The following is a 17,660-nucleotide window of genomic DNA, read 5'->3' as shown; positions in this document are numbered from 1 at the left end:
TCTGAGCCCCGTCCAGGCACCCGGACGGCAGTAGGGCCGCGCCTGCCGAAGCGGGCGCGGCCCCAATGCTCGTACGGTCGCCGTCACCGATGGGCGTCCGGCACCAACCCCACCTGAACCAACGGCTTCCCCCGCTTCCGCGACACGAACACGCCCCGCCCCGCGGGCATCGAACGCGGTCGTACGCCGCCCAGCAGGTCGCCCTCGTTCGGGTCGCCGGCAAGGACCACGCCCTGGGCGCCGAGTTCCCTCATGCGCTGCATGAACGGCTCGTAGCCCGCGCGGCCCGCGCCCGCGGTGGAGCGGGCGATGATGAAGCGGACTCCGACGTCCCGGGCGAACGGGAGTAGTTCCGTGAGGCCGGACAGCGGGTTGCCGCTGGACGTGGACACCAGGTCGTAGTCGTCGATGACGATGTACACAGTCGGGCCCTGCCACCAACTGCGGTTGCGCAACTGCTCTGGAGTGACGTCGGCGGTCGGCGTGCGGCGCTGCATCAGGTTGGCCAGCGCGTCCATGTGGTGCTGCATCTGGTTGGACATGGGGATGTACTCCGCCAGATGCGAGTCAGGGGTCACGCCGAGCAGGGAGCGGCGGTTGTCGACCACGAAGAGCTTCGCCTCGTTGCCGTCGTACCGCTCGGTCAACCGCTGGATGAGCAGCCTCAGCAGGTTGGACTTGCCGGACTCGCTCTCACCGAAGACGAGGAAGAACGGGTCCTGCTCGAAATCGACGAACACCGGCTCCAGGTTGTCCTCGTCGAGCGCGAAGGCGATGCCCCGGTTGGGGAAGCGGTTGCCCGGCGGGAGCTGCTGGGCGGGGAACTCGCGGGGCAGCAGCCGCACTTCGGGCGCGCCGGGCTGCTGCCAGTGCCGGGAAACCTCCGCCGCCAGCGCCTGCGTCGCCTCGGCCAGGTCCGTGTCCGAGGACAAGCCGTCGATGCGCGGGACCGCCGCCATGAAGTGCTGTTTCTGCGGGGTCTGGCCCCGGCCCGGCACGCCGCTCGGCACGTTGGCCGCGATCTTCCGGTCGAACTCGGAGTCCATGGTGTCGCCGAGCCGCAGTTCCAGGCGGTTCATCAGGTGGTCCTTGAGATTGGAGCGGACCTCCATCGAACGCGACGCGGTGAGGATCAGGTGCATGCCGTAGCCGAGGCCGCGCGCGGCGATGTCCAGGACGGCCGGCTCCAGTCCGTCGTAGTCGGAGCGGAAGTTGCCCCAGCCGTCGATGACCAGAAAGACGTCGCCCCACGGCTGGTCGGTCGTCGAGATGTCGCCGCGGGCCCGGCGGGCGCGGAACTCGGCGATGGAGGAGATACCGGCGGCGCGGAAGTACTCCTCGCGGCGGGTCATGATGCCGTACACCTCGGCGACCGTACGCCGGACCTTCTCCGGGTCGAGGCGCGAGGCGATCCCGCCCACGTGCGGCAGGCCCGCCACGGACGCCAGGCCGCCACCACCGAAGTCGAGACCGTAGAACTGCACTTCCTGCGGGGTGTGGGTGAGCGCGAAGGAGGCGATGATCGAGCGCAGCAGGGTCGACTTGCCGGACTGCGGGCCGCCGAGGATCTGCATATGGCCGGCCGCGCCGCCGAAGTCGGTCCACAGCGGGTCGCGGCGCTGCTCGTACGGTTTGTCGACGATGCCGACGGGGATGACCAGCCGGCCCGCGCCCTCGTAGCCGGGCTGAGTGAGCCCTCGGCCGGGCACGGCGGCCAGGCCGGGCAGCAGGAAGTCCAGCGACGGCGGGCTGTCCAGCGGAGGCAGCCACACCTGGTGGGCCGCCGGGCCCTGCGCCTCCAGCCGCCGCACGATGACGTCCAGCACGGTGTCGGCGAGCGCGTCGTCCGTCTGGTCCGGCTCGTCCTCCTGCCGCTGCTGGGGCAGCACCGCCACGTACTGGACCGGCACCTGCGACGCCGTGAACAGCACAGGCCTGCGGTCCACCGGGAGCGGACCGCCGTACGACGCGGCCTGCTGGGCGCTGGAGCGGTACACCCCGGAGACGTACGCGGCCTTGAAGCGGACCATTTCGTCCGTGCCGAACTTCAGGAAGCCGGAACCGGGCACGTTCGGCAGTTCGTAGGCGTCCGGCACGCCGATCGCGGCACGCGACTCGGCCGCCGAGAACGTGCGCAGACCGATCCGGTACGACAGATACGTCTCCAGACCACGCAGACGGCCTTCCTCCAGGCGCTGCGAGGCCAGCAGCAGATGCACGCCGAGTGACCGGCCGATACGGCCGATCTGCACGAACATCTCGATGAAGTCCGGCTTCGCGGTGAGCAGTTCGCTGAACTCGTCGATGACGAGGACCAGCGAGGGGATCGGCTGCAGCGCGGCACCGGCCGCGCGGGCCTTCTCATACGCGTGGATGTTGGCGTAGTTGCCCGCGTTCCGCAGTATCTCTTGACGGCGGTTCAGCTCACCTCGAATCGAGTCACCCATGCGGTCGACGAGGGTCAGGTCGTCGGCAAGGTTGGTGATGACTGCGGCCACGTGCGGCAGTTGAGCCATGCCCGCGAAGGTCGCACCGCCCTTGAAGTCGGCGAGGACGAAGTTCAGCGTCTCGGAGGAGTGGGTGACCGCGAGGCCGAGGACCAGGGTGCGCAGCAGCTCCGACTTGCCGGAACCGGTCGCGCCGACGCACAGACCGTGCGGGCCCATGCCCTCCTGCGCGGCCTCCTTGAGGTCGAGCATCACCGGTCGGCCGTCCTCGCCGACGCCGATCGGCACGCGCAGCCGCTCGGACTGCGAGCGCGGCCGCCAGGTGCGCCGCGGGTCCACGGTGGCCGCATCGCCGAGGTTCAGCAGGTCCGTGAACTCCAGGTTCGCGAGCAGCGGTTCGTCGTCGTCCCCGCCCGAGGCGATCCGCAGCGGCGCCAGCTGCCGGGCCAGCGCCTCCGCAGCCTCGTACGACAGGACGTCAGGCGTGCCCTCGTAGACCATGCCGTGTGCCGACTCCAGGCGCAGCTCGCGCGGGTGCACGACGATGGAGAGGTCACCGCGCCCGGTGGTGAGTTCGCCCGGCACCACCTCCAGGACCGTCACGCCCTGTAGCCCCTCCGGGCTGGCGAGCAGCGAGGTGGGCGGCAGCGAGACACCGTCGAGGACGACCACAAGATGCGGCTGCTCGGGCACCGGCGGCGCGCTCGGATGGAAGCGCGGACGGCCCTGGAGCCGGGCGGCCAACAGGTCCTCCAGCTCGACCGGATTGGTGGTGATCAGGCGCAGGCTGCCCGCGCCGTCCGCCTCGCCCTTGGCCTGCACGTGCGGCAGCCACTTGGCCCACTCCCACTCGGGCGCGGACTCCCTGTCGGTGGCGACGGCGATGACGAGGTCCTCGGGGGAGTGCAGTGAGCCGAGGGCGGCGGTCACCGCGCGGGCGGCGCCGCGCACGGTGACCGGCTCACCGCTGATCGACACGTGGTAGAAGGCCCGCAGCGAGACCGCCATCGGCAGGTCCTCGAGGGTGCTGTGCGTGGCCACGAAACGCTCCATGGCGCCCGCCGTCAGCGGCTCCAACTGGTCCACCGGCGCGGTCTGCGGTGGGACCAGGGGAGTGGCCAGAGCCTGCGGGCCGAGACCGACGCGCACTTGCCCGAAGTCCTCGTCGCCGGCCCGGCGCTCCCACACGCGGCTGCCCTCGGCGACCAGCGCCCACAGTTGCTCCGGTGAAGGGTGCAGGTAGTACTGGGCGTCGCGCTGCGCCTTGGCGGTGTCCTGTGCCTCCCGTCGGGTCTGCGACAGATACCGCAGGTAGTCGCGGCGGATGTCGGCGATCTGCCCCTGGTTGCCTCGCCGGTAGCGAATCAGCATCGCGACGCCCATGGCGATGGTGGAGGCCACCATCACCATGCCCATGATCTTCATGAAGGGCTGGGCCTGGGGGTTGAAGAAGAACACCACGGACCCGCCCATGCCGAGCATGGGCAGGAGCTGCATCAGAGCGCCTTCCTGCTGCCCGCGCGGGAGCTCCGGCGGCGGCTGCAGCACGACCTCGTTCGTGGGCACTTCCCGCGGCAGTGCCCTCGGTGGGCGCTTGACGACGATGTGGCTCACTTCGCACCAATTCCCTTACCGGCTCGACCGTTCCATCCGCCGCCCCGTGTCCGGCGAACGTCGATCGCGAAGCGCGATCCTACTGAGAACCACTGACAATGGTGGGCGGTAGGGTGCCCGTGAGACGTGTGAGCAGTTGCGAATCGGGCCCAAGGAAACCAGACAATCCGCACTGTTCGTTGTGAGTGCTCCTCGCCTGCACCCGGGCAACGCGGCGCATGCGGCCGACGGCGCGGGCGGCAAGGCACAACCTACACAGGATCGTTACAGGCGCTCTTGCGTTCGACGCCGTGATCGCCGTACACCGACGAGGGGGAACAGCAGGTGAGCATGACGGCCTCCGCGCCGACCGGCGCGACCGGCGGAGCAGGCACCGGAGCTCCTTCCGGGGCGGGCACCGGGTTCGGGTTCTGCCGGGTCACCATCGTGGCGCCCGACAGCCGCATCGACGTGGCGTTGCCCGACGATGTGTCAGTCGCCGACCTCTACCCGGAGATCCTGCGGCTCTCCCGGCAAAGCCCTGCCGAGGGCGCCCCGGTCGGCTACCACCTCGTACGCAGGGATGGCACCGTCCTCGACGGATCCCGTTCCTTCGCCGCCCAACGCATCCTGGACGGCGAGCTGCTGACGCTGCGTCCGTTCGCCGAGTCGCTGCCGCCCGCTGTCCACGACGACGTCTCGGAGGCGGTCGCCTCCGCCGTCACCCAGGACCGCACCCTGTGGAACGGCACCCTCACCCGCGCCGCCGGCCTGATCGCCGGCGGGATCCTGTCCGCACTGCTCGCATTCGTGGTCTGGAGCTCGCAGCTCCGCCACGACATGCACAGCCTCCAGGGCATCCTCGCCGCCGTCGCCGGAGTCCTCCTGGTCGCCGTCGCGTGCGTCCGCGCGCGGGTCTACGACGACCGCGGCTCGGCCGTCGCCCTCGGCCTGGGGGCCCTGCCGAACATCGCCGTGGCCGGCTCCGGACTGCTCCCGCTGTCGGAGGGGCAGGGTGTCGGACGGCTGCAGTTCCTGCTCGCGTGCGCGGCGGTCCTCGTCGCCTCCGTGGTGCTCACACTGGTGTCGCCCAGCGGGGACGGCCCTTTCGTGGCGTTCGTGTTCGCCTCGACGATCGGGTTGCTGACCACCTTCCTTGCGATGCTCACGCATCTGAAGCCCATCGAGACGGCCGCTGTCTGCGCCCCGCTCGCTGTCTGCGCCCTCGCCTTCCTGCCCGGCCTGTCCATGCGGTTCGCACGGCTGCCCATCGGCTTCGAACCGCCCAATCCCGGTCGCGGCTACACCACCGAGGAACCCGCCGCCCAGCAGGAGCCCGTCGACCCCCGGCGCATCGCCGCCCAAGTCCGCCGCGGCCACGAACTCCTCGTCGGCCTCGTCGGCGGCTGCGCGCTCGTCACAGTCGGCGCGTCGATCGTCCTCAGCTTCTCCGGCAACGTCTGGGCGCAGCTCCTCGCCCTGGCCACGGGCATCGCCATGCTGATGCGCGCCCACCTGTTCCGCTACACCGCGCAGGTCGGCGCCACGCTCTCCGCCGGGCTCGCCGCCCTCGTCTTCCTCGGCCTCGGGCTCGCCATGAACCCGCCCACGGAGTTCCTGCGCGACGCCCTCCAGGGCGACACCACCGGCCTCGACATCCGCAGCGTCTGGCTCGCGGCGGCGATCGCCGGAGCCACCACCCTCGTCACAGCGATCGGCCTGATCACTCCGCGACGCGGCGTCAGCCCCTTCTGGGGACGCTTCATGGAGATCGCCGAGAGCTTCGTCCTGCTGACCCTGGTGCCGTTGGCTCTCGCCGTCTTCGACGTGTACGCGGCCGCCCGCGCGATGGCGAGCTGAACGCCGTGCAGCAAGCAGGCGACGAGCTGACCGCACGGCACGGAAAGGAATTCGGGACGTGAGCTTCGGCCCACCACCTTCGATATACACGCAGTCCGCAACGTCCGCGGAGGCGGCCCGTATCAAGCGCCGCCGCAAGATGTTGGTGTGGCCGCTCGCCCTCCTGCTGGTGGCGGCACTAGGCACCGGCGGCTGGCTCCTCTGGGGCGGCGAGAGCGGTGGCTCAAGGACCAAGACGCAGGCCAACGCGGCAGAGAGCCGCCTCGACGTCCGCGAGACCGTCGAGAAGCGACCCGCGAGCACCGTTGGGAAGATGGCGTTCCGTTTCTCCGTGGTCGACATGAGCGCGGGCGAGCAGTATGAAATGCCGGGCATGTGGGCCACGGACAAGATCCTCGCCAAGGGCATCAACAAGACCCTCGTCGGCCTGGCCATCGGCACCGACGCCAAACCCGGCGACGAGAAGTGGAAGCTGCCCCTCGACGGCCCCATCTGCGGCTACACCCGCCATGTCACCGGCGAGAACCGTACGGCCGTCCTGTACCGCGCGAATGACAGTGAGGAGGAGAGGGCCTACTGCGACCGTGTCGCCTTCTTCGACCTCGACGACGGCCGCAAAAACTGGTCCCACGACTTCCCCGCCTCCGCGACCGGCACCCGCCCCGGTGCCCCCTCGAACGGTGCCGTCCAGGACACCCCCAGCGTGACCCTGGTCCACGACACGGTCGCCGTCACCTGGGGCGGCGGCACTATTGCGTACGGCATGGATCGCGGCGAGATCCGCTGGAGCACGAAGGCCACCGGCGCCTGCCAGGACGCTGGTGCCGCCGGCGGAGGGGCGCTGCTCGTGCGCGAGCAGTGCTGGAGCAACGACAAGAGTTTGCCCCCCGGCTCCTGGGAAGCCATCTCGTACAAGGTACGCAGGGTCGATCGGGCCACGGGCCGCACGCTCTGGTCATACTCGGCCGCAAAGGGCGTCCGCGACGTGAGCGTCCCATCCTCGGATCCGGTTGTCCTCGCCGTCTCCGCGGGCGACACCGGCATCACCGAACTACTCCCCTTCGACGATGACGGCAAGAATCGCGTAACGATCCGCCTCCAGCAAGGCACGTACGTGGGGGAGTGCTCGTACGGGTCCTATCTCGTCATCGACTACTGCCCTACGGTCGCCGTCGGCGACAACCAGGTCTTCCTCCGCATCGAGGACGACATCGGGGTGCACACCTCCAACTGGGTCATCGGCTTCGACCTGGCGACCGGGAACACCACGACGAAGTTCGAGTCCGGTCCCAACGCCCTGCTGATCCCGGTGCGGATGAGCGGCGACAAGCTCCTCGCCCTGCGCGAGAGCCAGGACAACATCACGCCCACCGCGCTCGTCAGCCTCGACCCGGAGACGGGCAAGGAGACGCCGTTCTTCTACTTCGACCTGCCGGCCGAGGCCGAGACTTTCACCTTGATCGACTTCAACGACGTCCTCGTCCAGGACGGCCGCCTCTTCTTCGGCGCCAAGTCGGCCATCGGCCCCGGGCCCGACCAGCCGGAGTGGGTCTACCTGGTGCTCGGCATCGAGTCCAACGCACGGAAGACTCCGTGACCACGGCCCGGCGGCGGCCGACACATCGGCCGCCGCACACGGCTACTGCGCGGCAAGTCCGCCGTTGTGCTCGGTGGGCTCCAGATCGAACTCCCCGTCCCGAGCCCCCAGCACAAACGCCCGCCACTCCGCCTCCGTGTACCGCAGCACGGTGTCGGGGTCGAGTGACGACCGCATGGCGACGGCGCCGCCGGGCAGGTAGGCGATCTCGACCCGTTCCTCGTGCTCCTCGGTACCCGGCGCGCTGTGCCACTCGACGCCCGAGATGTCGAGCGCGTACAGCTCGTCCCGCTCTCGCTCCTTGCGTGCTTTGAGTTCCTGGTCCTGCGCATCGGCCATAACGGCTCCGGTCCTTCCGTCTGTGCGAACGAGCTGTTCCGTTACCCTACTTGCCGACGTTCCCCAGGTCAGAGGTTTGCCTGAGTCGCACTGTCGCACTCACGTACACCCCACCTCGTCCTGGGCACGTCGGCCGCCGAGCAGCGTCAACGTGACATTGACGGACGGTGTGATCGCCGTCGCCCGGAGCGAGGGCTCGGCCGCGTACGGGGAGCGTCGGCCGGGGGAGGCCGGTCCGCGCGGACCAGGGCACCCGGCCGCCCTGGTACCCTGAGTGACGGCCGTATGTGTACGCACCCCCGGAGCCCGCTCTGGAGGCCGCGCCCAGCGGATCCCCGCCTTCCGAGTCATGGAAGATCCCCCGAGAAGAAGACCGGGGGCACTCGGTGGCCAGTCACAGACCATGAGGAGTACGCGTGTCGCTCGACGCCGCTACGAAGAAGCAGATCATGTCCGAGTTCGGTACCAAGGAGGGTGACACCGGCTCCCCCGAGGTCCAGGTCGCTCTGCTGTCCCGTCGGATCTCCGACCTGACCGAGCACCTCAAGACCCACAAGCACGACCACCACTCCCGCCGCGGTCTGCTGATCCTGGTCGGTCAGCGCCGTCGCCTGCTGCAGTACCTCGCCAAGAAGGACATCCAGCGCTTCCGTACGCTGGTCGACCGCCTCGGCATCCGCCGCGGTGCGGCGGGCGCCAAGTAAGACGCCGTGAAGGGAGCGGTTCCCACTTCGAGGGGGCCGCTCCCTTTGCTGTACGTGCGGAGTGTCACTGCCCCTTTGTAGTGTGGTAGCACAACGCAATACGCACGACATGCGTACGCACGACACGCGTACACGACAGGCACTACGCACGACACGCACGACACACACGAGACACCGTGATTCCGCGTACCCACCGGGGTAGGCGGCATCGCAAGACGAACGAGGAGGAGCGCGCCTCGCCGCCGCCGGTCCTCGGTAGTGGCCCCCGGGGGAAGCGAGCCCCGGGTGCTTCGATCGAAGACCGGCCCGCACCAGACGGAGCGCTTCTCCGCCACCGTCCCCCCGCCACCACGGGCGAGGAGGGACGAAGACGAGGAGAAAACGCTAGTGGAGAACGAGACCCACTACGCCGAGGCCGTTATCGACAACGGCGCCTTCGGCACCCGTACCATCCGCTTCGAGACGGGCCGCCTGGCCAAGCAGGCCGCCGGTTCCGCCGTGGCGTACCTGGACGACGACACCATGGTGCTGTCGGCCACCACCGCCTCCAAGAACCCGAAGGACCAGCTCGACTTCTTCCCGCTGACGGTCGACGTCGAGGAGCGGATGTACGCCGCCGGCAAGATCCCCGGCAGCTTCTTCCGCCGTGAGGGCCGGCCGTCCGAGGACGCCATCCTCACCTGCCGCCTCATCGACCGCCCGCTGCGCCCGTCCTTCAAGAAGGGCCTGCGCAACGAGATCCAGGTCGTCTGCACCGTCATGGCGCTCAACCCCGACCACCTGTACGACGTCGTGGCGATCAACGCCGCGTCCGCGTCCACGCAGCTGGCCGGTCTGCCCTTCTCCGGCCCGATCGGCGGCGTCCGCGTCGCGCTGATCCGCGGCCAGTGGGTCGCGTTCCCGACGCACACCGAGCTCGAGGACGCCGTCTTCGACATGGTTGTCGCGGGCCGAGTCCTGGAGGACGGCGATGTCGCGATCATGATGGTCGAGGCCGAGGCCACCGAGAAGACCATCAAGCTGGTCGACGGCGGTGCCGAGGCCCCCACGGAAGAGGTCGTCGCCGCCGGTCTGGACGCCGCGAAGCCCTTCATCAAGGTGCTCTGCAAGGCCCAGTCGGACCTCGCCGCCAAGGCCGCCAAGCCGGTCGGCGAGTTCCCGATCTTCCTGGACTACCAGGACGACGTCCTGGAAGCGCTCACCGCCGCCGTCAAGCCGGAGCTGGCCCAGGCGCTCACCATCGCGGGGAAGCAGGAGCGCGAGTCCGAGCTGGATCGTGTGAAGACCCTCGCCGCCGAGAAGCTCCTGCCGGAGTTCGAGGGCCGCGAGAAGGAGATCTCCGCCGCGTACCGCTCGCTGACCAAGACCCTGGTCCGTGAGCGCGTCATCAAGGAGAAGAAGCGCATCGACGGTCGTGGCGTGACGGACATCCGTACGCTGGCCGCCGAGGTCGAGGCCATCCCGCGGGTGCACGGCTCCGCGCTGTTCGAGCGTGGCGAGACCCAGATCCTGGGCGTCACCACCCTGAACATGCTCCGCATGGAGCAGCAGCTGGACACCCTCTCCCCGGTGACCCGCAAGCGCTACATGCACAACTACAACTTCCCGCCGTACTCCACCGGCGAGACCGGCCGCGTCGGCTCCCCCAAGCGCCGCGAGATCGGCCACGGCGCCCTCGCCGAGCGTGCGCTCATGCCGGTGCTGCCGACGCGCGAGGAGTTCCCGTACGCGATCCGTCAGGTGTCCGAGGCCCTCGGCTCCAACGGTTCGACGTCCATGGGTTCGGTCTGCGCCTCCACCATGTCGCTGCTGAACGCCGGTGTGCCGCTGAAGGCCCCGGTCGCCGGTATCGCCATGGGTCTGATCTCCCAGGAGATCGACGGCGAGACGCACTACGTCACCCTCACCGACATCCTCGGTGCGGAGGACGCCTTCGGTGACATGGACTTCAAGGTCGCCGGCACCAAGGAGTTCGTGACCGCCCTCCAGCTCGACACCAAGCTGGACGGCATCCCGGCCTCCGTGCTCGCCGCCGCCCTGAAGCAGGCCCGGGACGCGCGTCTCCACATCCTCGACGTGATGATGGAGGCCATCGACCGGCCCGACGAGATGTCCCCGAACGCGCCGCGGATCATCACCGTGAAGATCCCGGTCGACAAGATCGGCGAGGTCATCGGCCCCAAGGGCAAGATGATCAACCAGATCCAGGAGGACTCGGGCGCCGAGATCACCATCGAGGACGACGGCACGATCTACATCGGCGCCGCCGACGGCCCGTCCGCCGAGGCCGCTCGTACGGCGATCAACTCCATCGCCAACCCGACCATGCCGGAGGTCGGCGAGCGTTACCTGGGTACGGTCGTGAAGACCACCACCTTCGGCGCGTTCGTCTCCCTGCTGCCCGGCAAGGACGGCCTGCTGCACATCTCGCAGATCCGCAAGCTGGCCGGCGGCAAGCGCGTGGAGAACGTCGAGGACGTGCTCGGCGTGGGCCACAAGGTCCAGGTCGAGATCGCTGAGATCGACTCCCGCGGCAAGCTCTCCCTGATCCCCGTGATCGAGGGCGAGGAAGGTTCCGAGGCCGACAAGGACGACGCCGACCAGTGACGTCCCGTAGCTCCAAGGTGACGGCCCGCCCCTCTTCGGAGGCGCGGGCCGTCGCCCGTACCCAAACCCTCATCAAGGGTCTCAACGGCATCGGCACGGTGCGCAAGACCACCCTCCCCGGCGGTCTCCGCATCGTCACCGAGACCTTGCCCTCCGTGCGCTCCGCCACCTTCGGCATCTGGGCGCACGTCGGCTCCCGCGACGAGACGCCGTCCCTGAACGGCGCCACGCACTACCTGGAACATCTGCTCTTCAAGGGCACGCAGCGGCGCAGTGCCCTGGACATCTCCTCCGCCCTCGACGCCGTCGGCGGCGAGATGAACGCGTTCACGGCGAAGGAGTACACGTGCTACTACGCACGCGTGCTCGACACCGACCTGCCGCTCGCGATCGACGTCGTCTGCGACATGCTGGCCGGCTCTCTCATCCTCGAAGAGGACGTCAACGTCGAGCGCGGCGCCATCCTCGAAGAGATCGCGATGACCGAGGACGACCCGAGCGACTGCGTGCACGACCTGTTCGCGCACACGATGTTCGGCGACAACCCGCTCGGCCGCCCGGTCCTCGGCACGGTCGACACGGTCAACGCCCTCACCGCCGACCGCATCCGCCGCTTCTACAAGAAGCACTACGACCCGACCCACCTCGTGGTCGCCTGCGCCGGCAACATCGATCACAACAAGGTCGTACGACTGGTCCGCGCCGCCTTCGAGCAGGCCGGCGCCCTCAAGGACCCCGCCGCCCAGCCCATTACCCCGCGCGACGGCCGCCGCGCCTTGCGCACCGCCGGCCGGGTCGAGCTGATCGGCCGCAAGACCGAGCAGGCCCATGTCGTGCTCGGCATGCCGGGCCTGGCCCGCACGGACGACCGCCGCTGGGCCCTCGGCGTGCTGAACACCGCCCTCGGCGGCGGCATGTCGTCACGGCTCTTCCAGGAGGTACGGGAGAAGCGCGGCCTCGCCTACAGCGTCTACTCGTACACCTCCGGCTTCGCCGACTGCGGCCTGTTCGGCGTGTACGCGGGCTGCCGGCCGTCGCAGGTGCACGACGTGCTGAAGATCTGCCGGGACGAACTCGACCACGTCGCCGAGCACGGCCTGTCCGACGACGAGATCGACCGCGCCATCGGCCAGCTCCGCGGCTCCACGGTCCTCGGCCTGGAGGACACCGGCGCGCTGATGAACCGTATCGGCAAGAGCGAGCTGTGCTGGGGCGAACAGATGTCCGTCGACGACATGCTGGCCCGGATAGGGGCCGTGACCCCGGACGACGTCCGCGCGGTCGCGCGCGACATCCTGGGCCAGCGGCCCTCGCTGTCGGTCATCGGCCCGCTGAAGGACAAGCAGGCGTCGCGTCTGCACGACGCCGTCGCCTGACACCCGTATCCGGTAAGACACCCGTATCCGGTAAGGAAGCAACAACATGAGCAAGCTGCGCGTGGCGGTCCTCGGTGCCAAGGGCCGGATCGGTGCGGAGGCGGTACGAGCCGTCGAGGCCGCCGAGGACATGGAGCTGGTCGCCGCCCTCTGCCGGGGCGACAAGCTGGAGACGCTGGCCGAGACCCGCGCCCAGGTCGCCGTCGAACTCACCACGCCGGCCTCGGTGATGGGCAACCTCGACTTCTGCGTACGGCACGGAATCCACGCCGTCGTCGGTACGACGGGCTGGACCGACGAGCGCCTCGCGCAGCTGCGCGGCTGGCTGGAGCAGTCCCCGGAGACGGGCGTGCTGATCGCGCCCAACTTCTCCATCGGGGCCGTCCTCACCATGAAGTTCGCGCAGATCGCCGCGCCGTACTTCGAGTCCGTCGAGGTGGTCGAGCTGCACCACCCCAACAAGGTCGACGCCCCGAGCGGCACCGCCACCCGCACCGCCCAGCTCATCGCGCAGGCCCGCCGCGAGGCGGGTACGGCCCCGGCGCCGGACGCCACGGTCACCGCCCTGGACGGCGCGCGCGGCGCGGACGTCGACGGCGTCCCGGTCCACGCGGTGCGCCTGCGCGGCCTGCTCGCACACCAGGAGGTCCTGCTCGGCGGCGAGGGCGAGACCCTCACCATCCGGCACGACTCGCTGCACCACAGCAGCTTCATGCCGGGCATCCTGCTGGGCGCCCGCCGTGTGGTGAGCACTCCGGGCCTCACCTTCGGCCTGGAACACTTCCTGGACCTGGGCTGAGCCGGACCCTCATGCGCGCCAAGCTCTCCTACCTCGTCACGGCCGCCGTTCTGGTCTTCTACTTCTTCCTGGTCGGCAGCCGTGGCGTGCTGCTCATCAAGACCGGCTCGCTCCTCGCCGTGACCTTCGGTGTCGCGGTGCTGATCCTGCCGCTGATCGGCCTGTGGTTCCTGTGGAAGAACACCCAGTTCGTCCGCCGGGCCAACGCCCTCGCCGCCGAACTCGACGCCGAGGGCGGCCTGCCCGTCGACGAACTCAAGCGCCTGCCCAGCGGCCGTATCGACCGTGACTCGGCCGACGAGGTCTTCACCCGGCGCAAGGCCGAGACGGAGGCGGCGCCGGACGACTGGCGCACCTGGTTCCGCCTGGCCATCGCGTACCACGACGCCCGCGACACCCCCCGCGCCCGCAAGGCGATGCAACGCGCGATCGCCCTCCACGACGGCAAGCCCGTCGAGGCCTGACCCCGACCGGGGAGCCCGGCCCCGGTGTGCGGTGACTCAGCCCCGCCGGTACTCGTCGGCCCACGCCTCCACCGCGTCCGCCGCCCGGTCGAACGCCGTCGGCCGGGCCAGGAAGTCGGAGTTGTGCGTGGTCAGCAGAGTGGGCAGGTCGTCCGCGGGACTGTCCTTGCGTACGAGGATCAGGGCCTGCCCCTGCACCGTGCGCGGCAGCCCCAGCCAGCGCACCGGCTGCTGCACCGTCCGCACCGCACTGACCCGCTCCCACGGCAGCGTCCGGGTGTGCAGGAAGCGCACCTGACGCAGCCCGTGCGCGCTCACCCACACGCCCATGCGCAGCAGCCGCAGGGCGATGGCGATGATCGCCAGCGCGATGCCGAACACCACCCCGGCGGCGGTCAGCGTGTCGGTCAGCGCGATGATCATCGCTGCGAACAGCACGTAGGAGGCGAGCAGCAGCCAGATCGCGGCCACGCCCACCCGCCAGGGACCGGGGCGGTAGGGGCGCCGCCAGCGGTCGCGGTCGTCGAACGGCAGCGCGACATCGTCCGCGGTGTCGAAGGCGCGGTCGTCCGTAAGGAAGGGCAGGGGCACGGCTGGGTCCTCACTCATGCATGCATGGGCTGTGCCCGGTGAGGCTATCGACCCGTGTCCCCGCTCACCACCCTCGGGGGTCCGTCCGAGTCAGGCCCCGCTCAGCGTCCGTCGGACGCCTGGGACTGCTGCGTCGGCGTGGACGAGTGGTCCAGCTCCAGCGCCGGCATCCCGACCACCAGGGAGCTCACGAGCGCGGCCACGATGGTGAGCCCCATGAGCCAGCGCCCGGCTATCTGTCCGACGCTCGCGCGCTCGCGGGGCGGGGGAGTGACATTGCTGCGGAACCGCTCAGCTTCGGCGAGGAAGGCGAAGGGTACGGGTTCGCGCCGACGGAACATCGGGGGTCCTGCTCCTCTCTCGACTCGAATCTCCGGACTCGAATCTCTGGACTCGAATCTCCGGACTCGAACGAATCGCTGTCACCAACACAGACGAGCGAGTGCCGCGAATGGTGCCCGGTTGAGCCGGATTGGCAGAACTTTCACCGAGGTTCGCCGAAGATGTCGCGCCCCGGCACCGAACGCCCCGATGTCATAGCCGGGCCGGGCCGTAGAGTGGGCGCCGCCCGAGAGAAGTGGATGGAAGGAACCCTCCAAGCCGTGACCGACACCCCCGCCGACGCACCCAAGGACGCCCCGGATCTCAAGCCGAGCTTCCGCAGCGATGTCACCGTCGAGCTGGTCAAGCACACCGCCTCGGACGCCGACGTGCTCTTCGCCGCCCGCGTCTCGACCCTCGGCGAGCAGTCCCTGGACGAGCTGAACAAGGACCCGGAGCGCTCCAAGGGCCTCATCAACTACCTGATGCGGGACCGGCACGGCAGCCCCTTCGAGCACAACTCGATGACCTTCTTCATCAGCGCCCCGATCTTCGTCTTCCGCGAGTTCATGCGGCACCGCGTGGGCTGGTCGTACAACGAGGAGTCCGGCCGCTACCGCGAGCTCCAGCCGGTCTTCTACGTCCCCGACGAGTCCCGCAAGCTGGTCCAGGAGGGCCGCCCCGGCAAGTACCGCTTCGTCGAGGGCACGCAGGCCCAGCAGGAGCTGGTCGGCCGCGTCATGGAGGACTCGTACCGCCAGTCCTACGAGGCCTACCAGGAGATGCTCGCCGCCGGTGTCGCCCGCGAGGTCGCCCGCTCCGTCCTCCCCGTGGGCCTGTACTCGTCGATGTACGCCACCTGCAACGCCCGCTCGCTGATGCACTTCCTCGGCCTGCGCACCCAGCACGAGCTCGCCAAGGTCCCGTCCTTCCCGCAGCGCGAGATCGAGATGGTCGGCGAGAAGATGGAGGCGAAGTGGGCCGGGCTCATGCCGCTCACGTACGCCGCCTTCAACGCCAACGGCCGGGTGGCGCCGTAACGCACGTGTGCTTGCCCGGTGGTTTTCCGGTGGGCGCAGATGTACGCATCAGCCGGGCGAAGTATCCGTATTGCGGCATTTGGAGAAGTTCATCTAGCCTGATCAAACGGACCCGGCACTGCTTGAACCCCCGAGCAGGCAGTGCCGGGCTCCATCTTTGTCCTGACTTATCCCGCACCCCGAGGGCAGACCACGCCTTGAGCAACGAGTAGCGTGTAACCCATGGCTCCGACCTCCACTCCGCAGACCCCCTTCGGGCGGGTCCTCACCGCCATGGTCACGCCCTTCACGGCGGACGGCGCACTTGACCTCGACGGCGCGCAGCGGCTCGCCACGCACCTGGTGGACGCAGGCAACGACGGCCTGATCATCAACGGCACCACCGGCGAGTCCCCCACCACCAGCGACGCGGAGAAAGCGGACCTCGTACGAGCGGTCCTGGAGGCCGTGGGCGACCGTGCCCACATCGTCGCCGGTGTCGGTACGAACGACACCCACCACAGCATCGAGCTGGCCCGCGCCGCGGAGCGTACCGGCGCACACGGCCTGCTCGTCGTGACCCCGTACTACAACAAGCCCCCGCAGGAGGGCCTCTACCGGCACTTCACGGCCGTCGCCGACGCCACCGAGCTGCCGGTCATGCTGTACGACATCCCCGGCCGCAGCGGCGTCCCGATCAACACGGAGACACTGGTCCGCCTCGCCGAGCACCCGCGGATCGTCGCCAACAAGGACGCCAAGGGCGACCTCGGCCGCGCCAGCTGGGCCATCGCCCGCTCCGGCCTCGCCTGGTACTCCGGCGACGACATGCTCAACCTGCCGCTGCTCTCCGTCGGCGCCGTCGGCTTCGTCTCCGTCGTCGGCCACGTGGTCACCCCCGAGCTGCGCGAGCTGGTCGAGGCGTACACCAGCGGTGATGTCCAGAAGGCGACCGAGATCCACCAGAAGCTGCTCCCGGTCTACACCGGCATGTTCCGCACCCAGGGCGTCATGACCACCAAGGCCGCTCTCGCCCTCCAGGGCCTGCCCGGCGGCCCGCTGCGGCCGCCCATGGTCGAACTCACGCCCCAGGAGATCGAGCAGCTCAAGATCGATCTTGCCGCCGGCGGGGTACAGCTCTGACATCAGACTTCGCCCGACCGGGCGCGCATGGACTTCACAACTGAATACGCAGGACACCGGTGCCTGCACCCCACAACGACAACTGCTTCTGCACGAACGTCACGCGCGCCACGTGCCCGACCGGTACGTGGCGCGTGTGGTGAGGAGAGTCTTTTGAGTCATCCGCATCCTGAACTCGGCGCGCCCCCGCCGCTCCCCGAAGGCGGCCTGCGGGTCACCCCGCTCGGCGGCCTCGGTGAAATCGGCCGGAACATGACGGTCTTCGAGTACGGCGGCCGTCTGCTGATCGTCGACTGCGGAGTGCTCTTCCCTGAGGAGGAGCAGCCCGGAATCGACCTGATCCTGCCGGACTTCTCATCCGTCCGGGACCGCCTCGACGACATCGAGGGCATCGTCCTCACTCACGGTCACGAGGACCACATCGGCGGCGTCCCCTTCCTGCTCCGCGAGAAGCCGGACATCCCGCTGATCGGCTCCAAGCTGACCCTCGCCCTGATCGAGGCCAAGCTCCAGGAACACCGCATCCGCCCGTACACGCTCGAGGTCGCCGAGGGCCACCGCGAACGCATCGGCCCCTTCGACTGCGAGTTCGTCGCGGTCAACCACTCGATTCCGGACGCGCTCGCGGTCGCCATCCGCACGCCCGCCGGCCTGGTCGTGCACACCGGCGACTTCAAGATGGACCAGCTTCCGCTGGACAACCGCCTGACCGACCTCCACGCGTTCGCACGGCTGAGCGAGGAAGGCATCGACCTCCTCCTCAGTGACTCCACGAACGCCGAGGTCCCCGGATTCACCCC

General features: G+C 69.3%; 14 protein-coding genes (1 of these 14 running past the window's edge). 10 read left to right on the top strand and 4 right to left on the bottom strand.

Features of this window, described 5'->3' with window-relative positions; genetic code table 11:
• Positions 1-83: 83 nt before the first annotated feature.
• Positions 84-4,061, bottom strand: a complete 3,978-nt coding sequence (eccCa, locus tag HJD23_RS10330) for a type VII secretion protein EccCa (protein WP_171110070.1) — start codon at positions 4,059-4,061, stop codon at positions 84-86.
• A 330-nt stretch (positions 4,062-4,391) separates the two neighbouring features.
• On the opposite strand from eccCa, the gene eccD reads away from it, so the two are divergent.
• On the top strand, positions 4,392-5,900 hold the full coding sequence (gene eccD, locus HJD23_RS10325) for a type VII secretion integral membrane protein EccD (protein WP_171111678.1): 1,509 nt from the start codon (positions 4,392-4,394) through the stop codon (positions 5,898-5,900).
• 58 nt (positions 5,901-5,958) lie between these two features.
• Positions 5,959-7,497, top strand: a complete 1,539-nt coding sequence (locus HJD23_RS10320) for a PQQ-binding-like beta-propeller repeat protein (RefSeq protein WP_240980681.1) — start codon at positions 5,959-5,961, stop codon at positions 7,495-7,497.
• A 42-nt stretch (positions 7,498-7,539) separates the two neighbouring features.
• Here HJD23_RS10320 and HJD23_RS10315 read toward each other — a convergent pair whose 3' ends face one another.
• Positions 7,540-7,836 carry a DUF397 domain-containing protein gene (locus HJD23_RS10315; protein ID WP_171110069.1) on the bottom strand — a complete coding sequence of 99 codons (297 nt, stop codon included), beginning with the start codon at positions 7,834-7,836 and terminating at the stop codon, positions 7,540-7,542.
• A 416-nt stretch (positions 7,837-8,252) separates the two neighbouring features.
• Here HJD23_RS10315 and rpsO point away from each other — a divergent pair, with 416 nt between their 5' ends.
• The 5 genes from rpsO (at position 8,253) to HJD23_RS10290 (ending at position 13,786) form a co-directional block, all read left to right on the top strand.
• Complete coding sequence (gene rpsO / locus HJD23_RS10310; protein ID WP_059415298.1) at positions 8,253-8,540, top strand: 30S ribosomal protein S15; 288 nt, start codon at positions 8,253-8,255, stop codon at positions 8,538-8,540.
• Positions 8,541-8,927: 387 nt separating this feature from the next.
• Positions 8,928-11,147, top strand: a complete 2,220-nt coding sequence (locus HJD23_RS10305; RefSeq protein ID WP_171110068.1) for a polyribonucleotide nucleotidyltransferase — start codon at positions 8,928-8,930, stop codon at positions 11,145-11,147.
• Complete coding sequence (locus HJD23_RS10300; protein ID WP_171110067.1) at positions 11,144-12,523, top strand: pitrilysin family protein; 1,380 nt, start codon at positions 11,144-11,146, stop codon at positions 12,521-12,523. The genes HJD23_RS10305 and HJD23_RS10300 overlap by 4 nt, the downstream gene beginning before the upstream one ends.
• Before the next feature lie 46 nt (positions 12,524-12,569).
• Positions 12,570-13,322: a 4-hydroxy-tetrahydrodipicolinate reductase gene (gene dapB, locus HJD23_RS10295; RefSeq protein WP_171110066.1), complete on the top strand. Its 753-nt coding sequence runs from the start codon at positions 12,570-12,572 to the stop codon at positions 13,320-13,322.
• Between the two features lie 11 nt (positions 13,323-13,333).
• Entirely contained in the window at positions 13,334-13,786 is a 453-nt protein-coding gene (locus HJD23_RS10290) for a hypothetical protein (RefSeq protein WP_171110065.1), read from the top strand.
• Positions 13,787-13,822: 36 nt separating this feature from the next.
• Here HJD23_RS10290 and HJD23_RS10285 read toward each other — a convergent pair whose 3' ends face one another.
• Both HJD23_RS10285 and HJD23_RS10280 read right to left on the bottom strand, forming a co-directional pair.
• Positions 13,823-14,377 carry a hypothetical protein gene (locus HJD23_RS10285; RefSeq protein ID WP_171111674.1) on the bottom strand — a complete coding sequence of 185 codons (555 nt, stop codon included), beginning with the start codon at positions 14,375-14,377 and terminating at the stop codon, positions 13,823-13,825.
• Between the two features lie 101 nt (positions 14,378-14,478).
• Positions 14,479-14,718: a hypothetical protein gene (locus HJD23_RS10280; RefSeq protein ID WP_171110064.1), complete on the bottom strand. Its 240-nt coding sequence runs from the start codon at positions 14,716-14,718 to the stop codon at positions 14,479-14,481.
• A 261-nt stretch (positions 14,719-14,979) separates the two neighbouring features.
• Between HJD23_RS10280 and thyX the strand changes: the two genes are divergently transcribed.
• The 3 genes from thyX to HJD23_RS10265 all read left to right on the top strand — a co-directional run.
• A complete protein-coding gene (thyX, locus tag HJD23_RS10275; protein WP_171110063.1) occupies positions 14,980-15,738 on the top strand; it encodes an FAD-dependent thymidylate synthase in 759 nt (252 codons plus the stop codon).
• A 222-nt stretch (positions 15,739-15,960) separates the two neighbouring features.
• Positions 15,961-16,860: a 4-hydroxy-tetrahydrodipicolinate synthase gene (gene dapA / locus HJD23_RS10270; protein WP_171110062.1), complete on the top strand. Its 900-nt coding sequence runs from the start codon at positions 15,961-15,963 to the stop codon at positions 16,858-16,860.
• 153 nt (positions 16,861-17,013) lie between these two features.
• Positions 17,014-17,660 carry the start of a ribonuclease J gene (locus tag HJD23_RS10265; protein WP_171110061.1) on the top strand. 1,039 nt of this gene lie beyond the right edge of the window, so only the first 647 of its 1,686 coding nucleotides appear in the window; the start codon lies at positions 17,014-17,016; its stop codon lies off the right edge, out of view.

The sequence above is a fragment of the Streptomyces sp. Z423-1 genome (genome assembly GCF_013009255.1).
Lineage (GTDB): Bacteria > Actinomycetota > Actinomycetes > Streptomycetales > Streptomycetaceae > Streptomyces > Streptomyces gossypiisoli.
Note: the sequence above shows the minus strand (reverse complement) of the source record. Positions and strands in the feature narration are given on the sequence as shown.

What these genes read in the sequence shown, in the direction of transcription:
- eccD (WP_171111678.1), top strand. Translation starts at nt 4,392, where the DNA reads ATGACGGCCTCCGCGCCGACCGGCGCGACCGGCGGAGCAGGCACCGGA.
- HJD23_RS10315 (WP_171110069.1), bottom strand. Translation starts at nt 7,836, where the DNA reads ATGGCCGATGCGCAGGACCAGGAACTCAAAGCACGCAAGGAGCGAGAG.
- dapB (WP_171110066.1), top strand. Translation starts at nt 12,570, where the DNA reads ATGAGCAAGCTGCGCGTGGCGGTCCTCGGTGCCAAGGGCCGGATCGGT.
- HJD23_RS10290 (WP_171110065.1), top strand. Translation starts at nt 13,334, where the DNA reads ATGCGCGCCAAGCTCTCCTACCTCGTCACGGCCGCCGTTCTGGTCTTC.
- HJD23_RS10280 (WP_171110064.1), bottom strand. Translation starts at nt 14,718, where the DNA reads ATGTTCCGTCGGCGCGAACCCGTACCCTTCGCCTTCCTCGCCGAAGCT.
- dapA (WP_171110062.1), top strand. Translation starts at nt 15,961, where the DNA reads ATGGCTCCGACCTCCACTCCGCAGACCCCCTTCGGGCGGGTCCTCACC.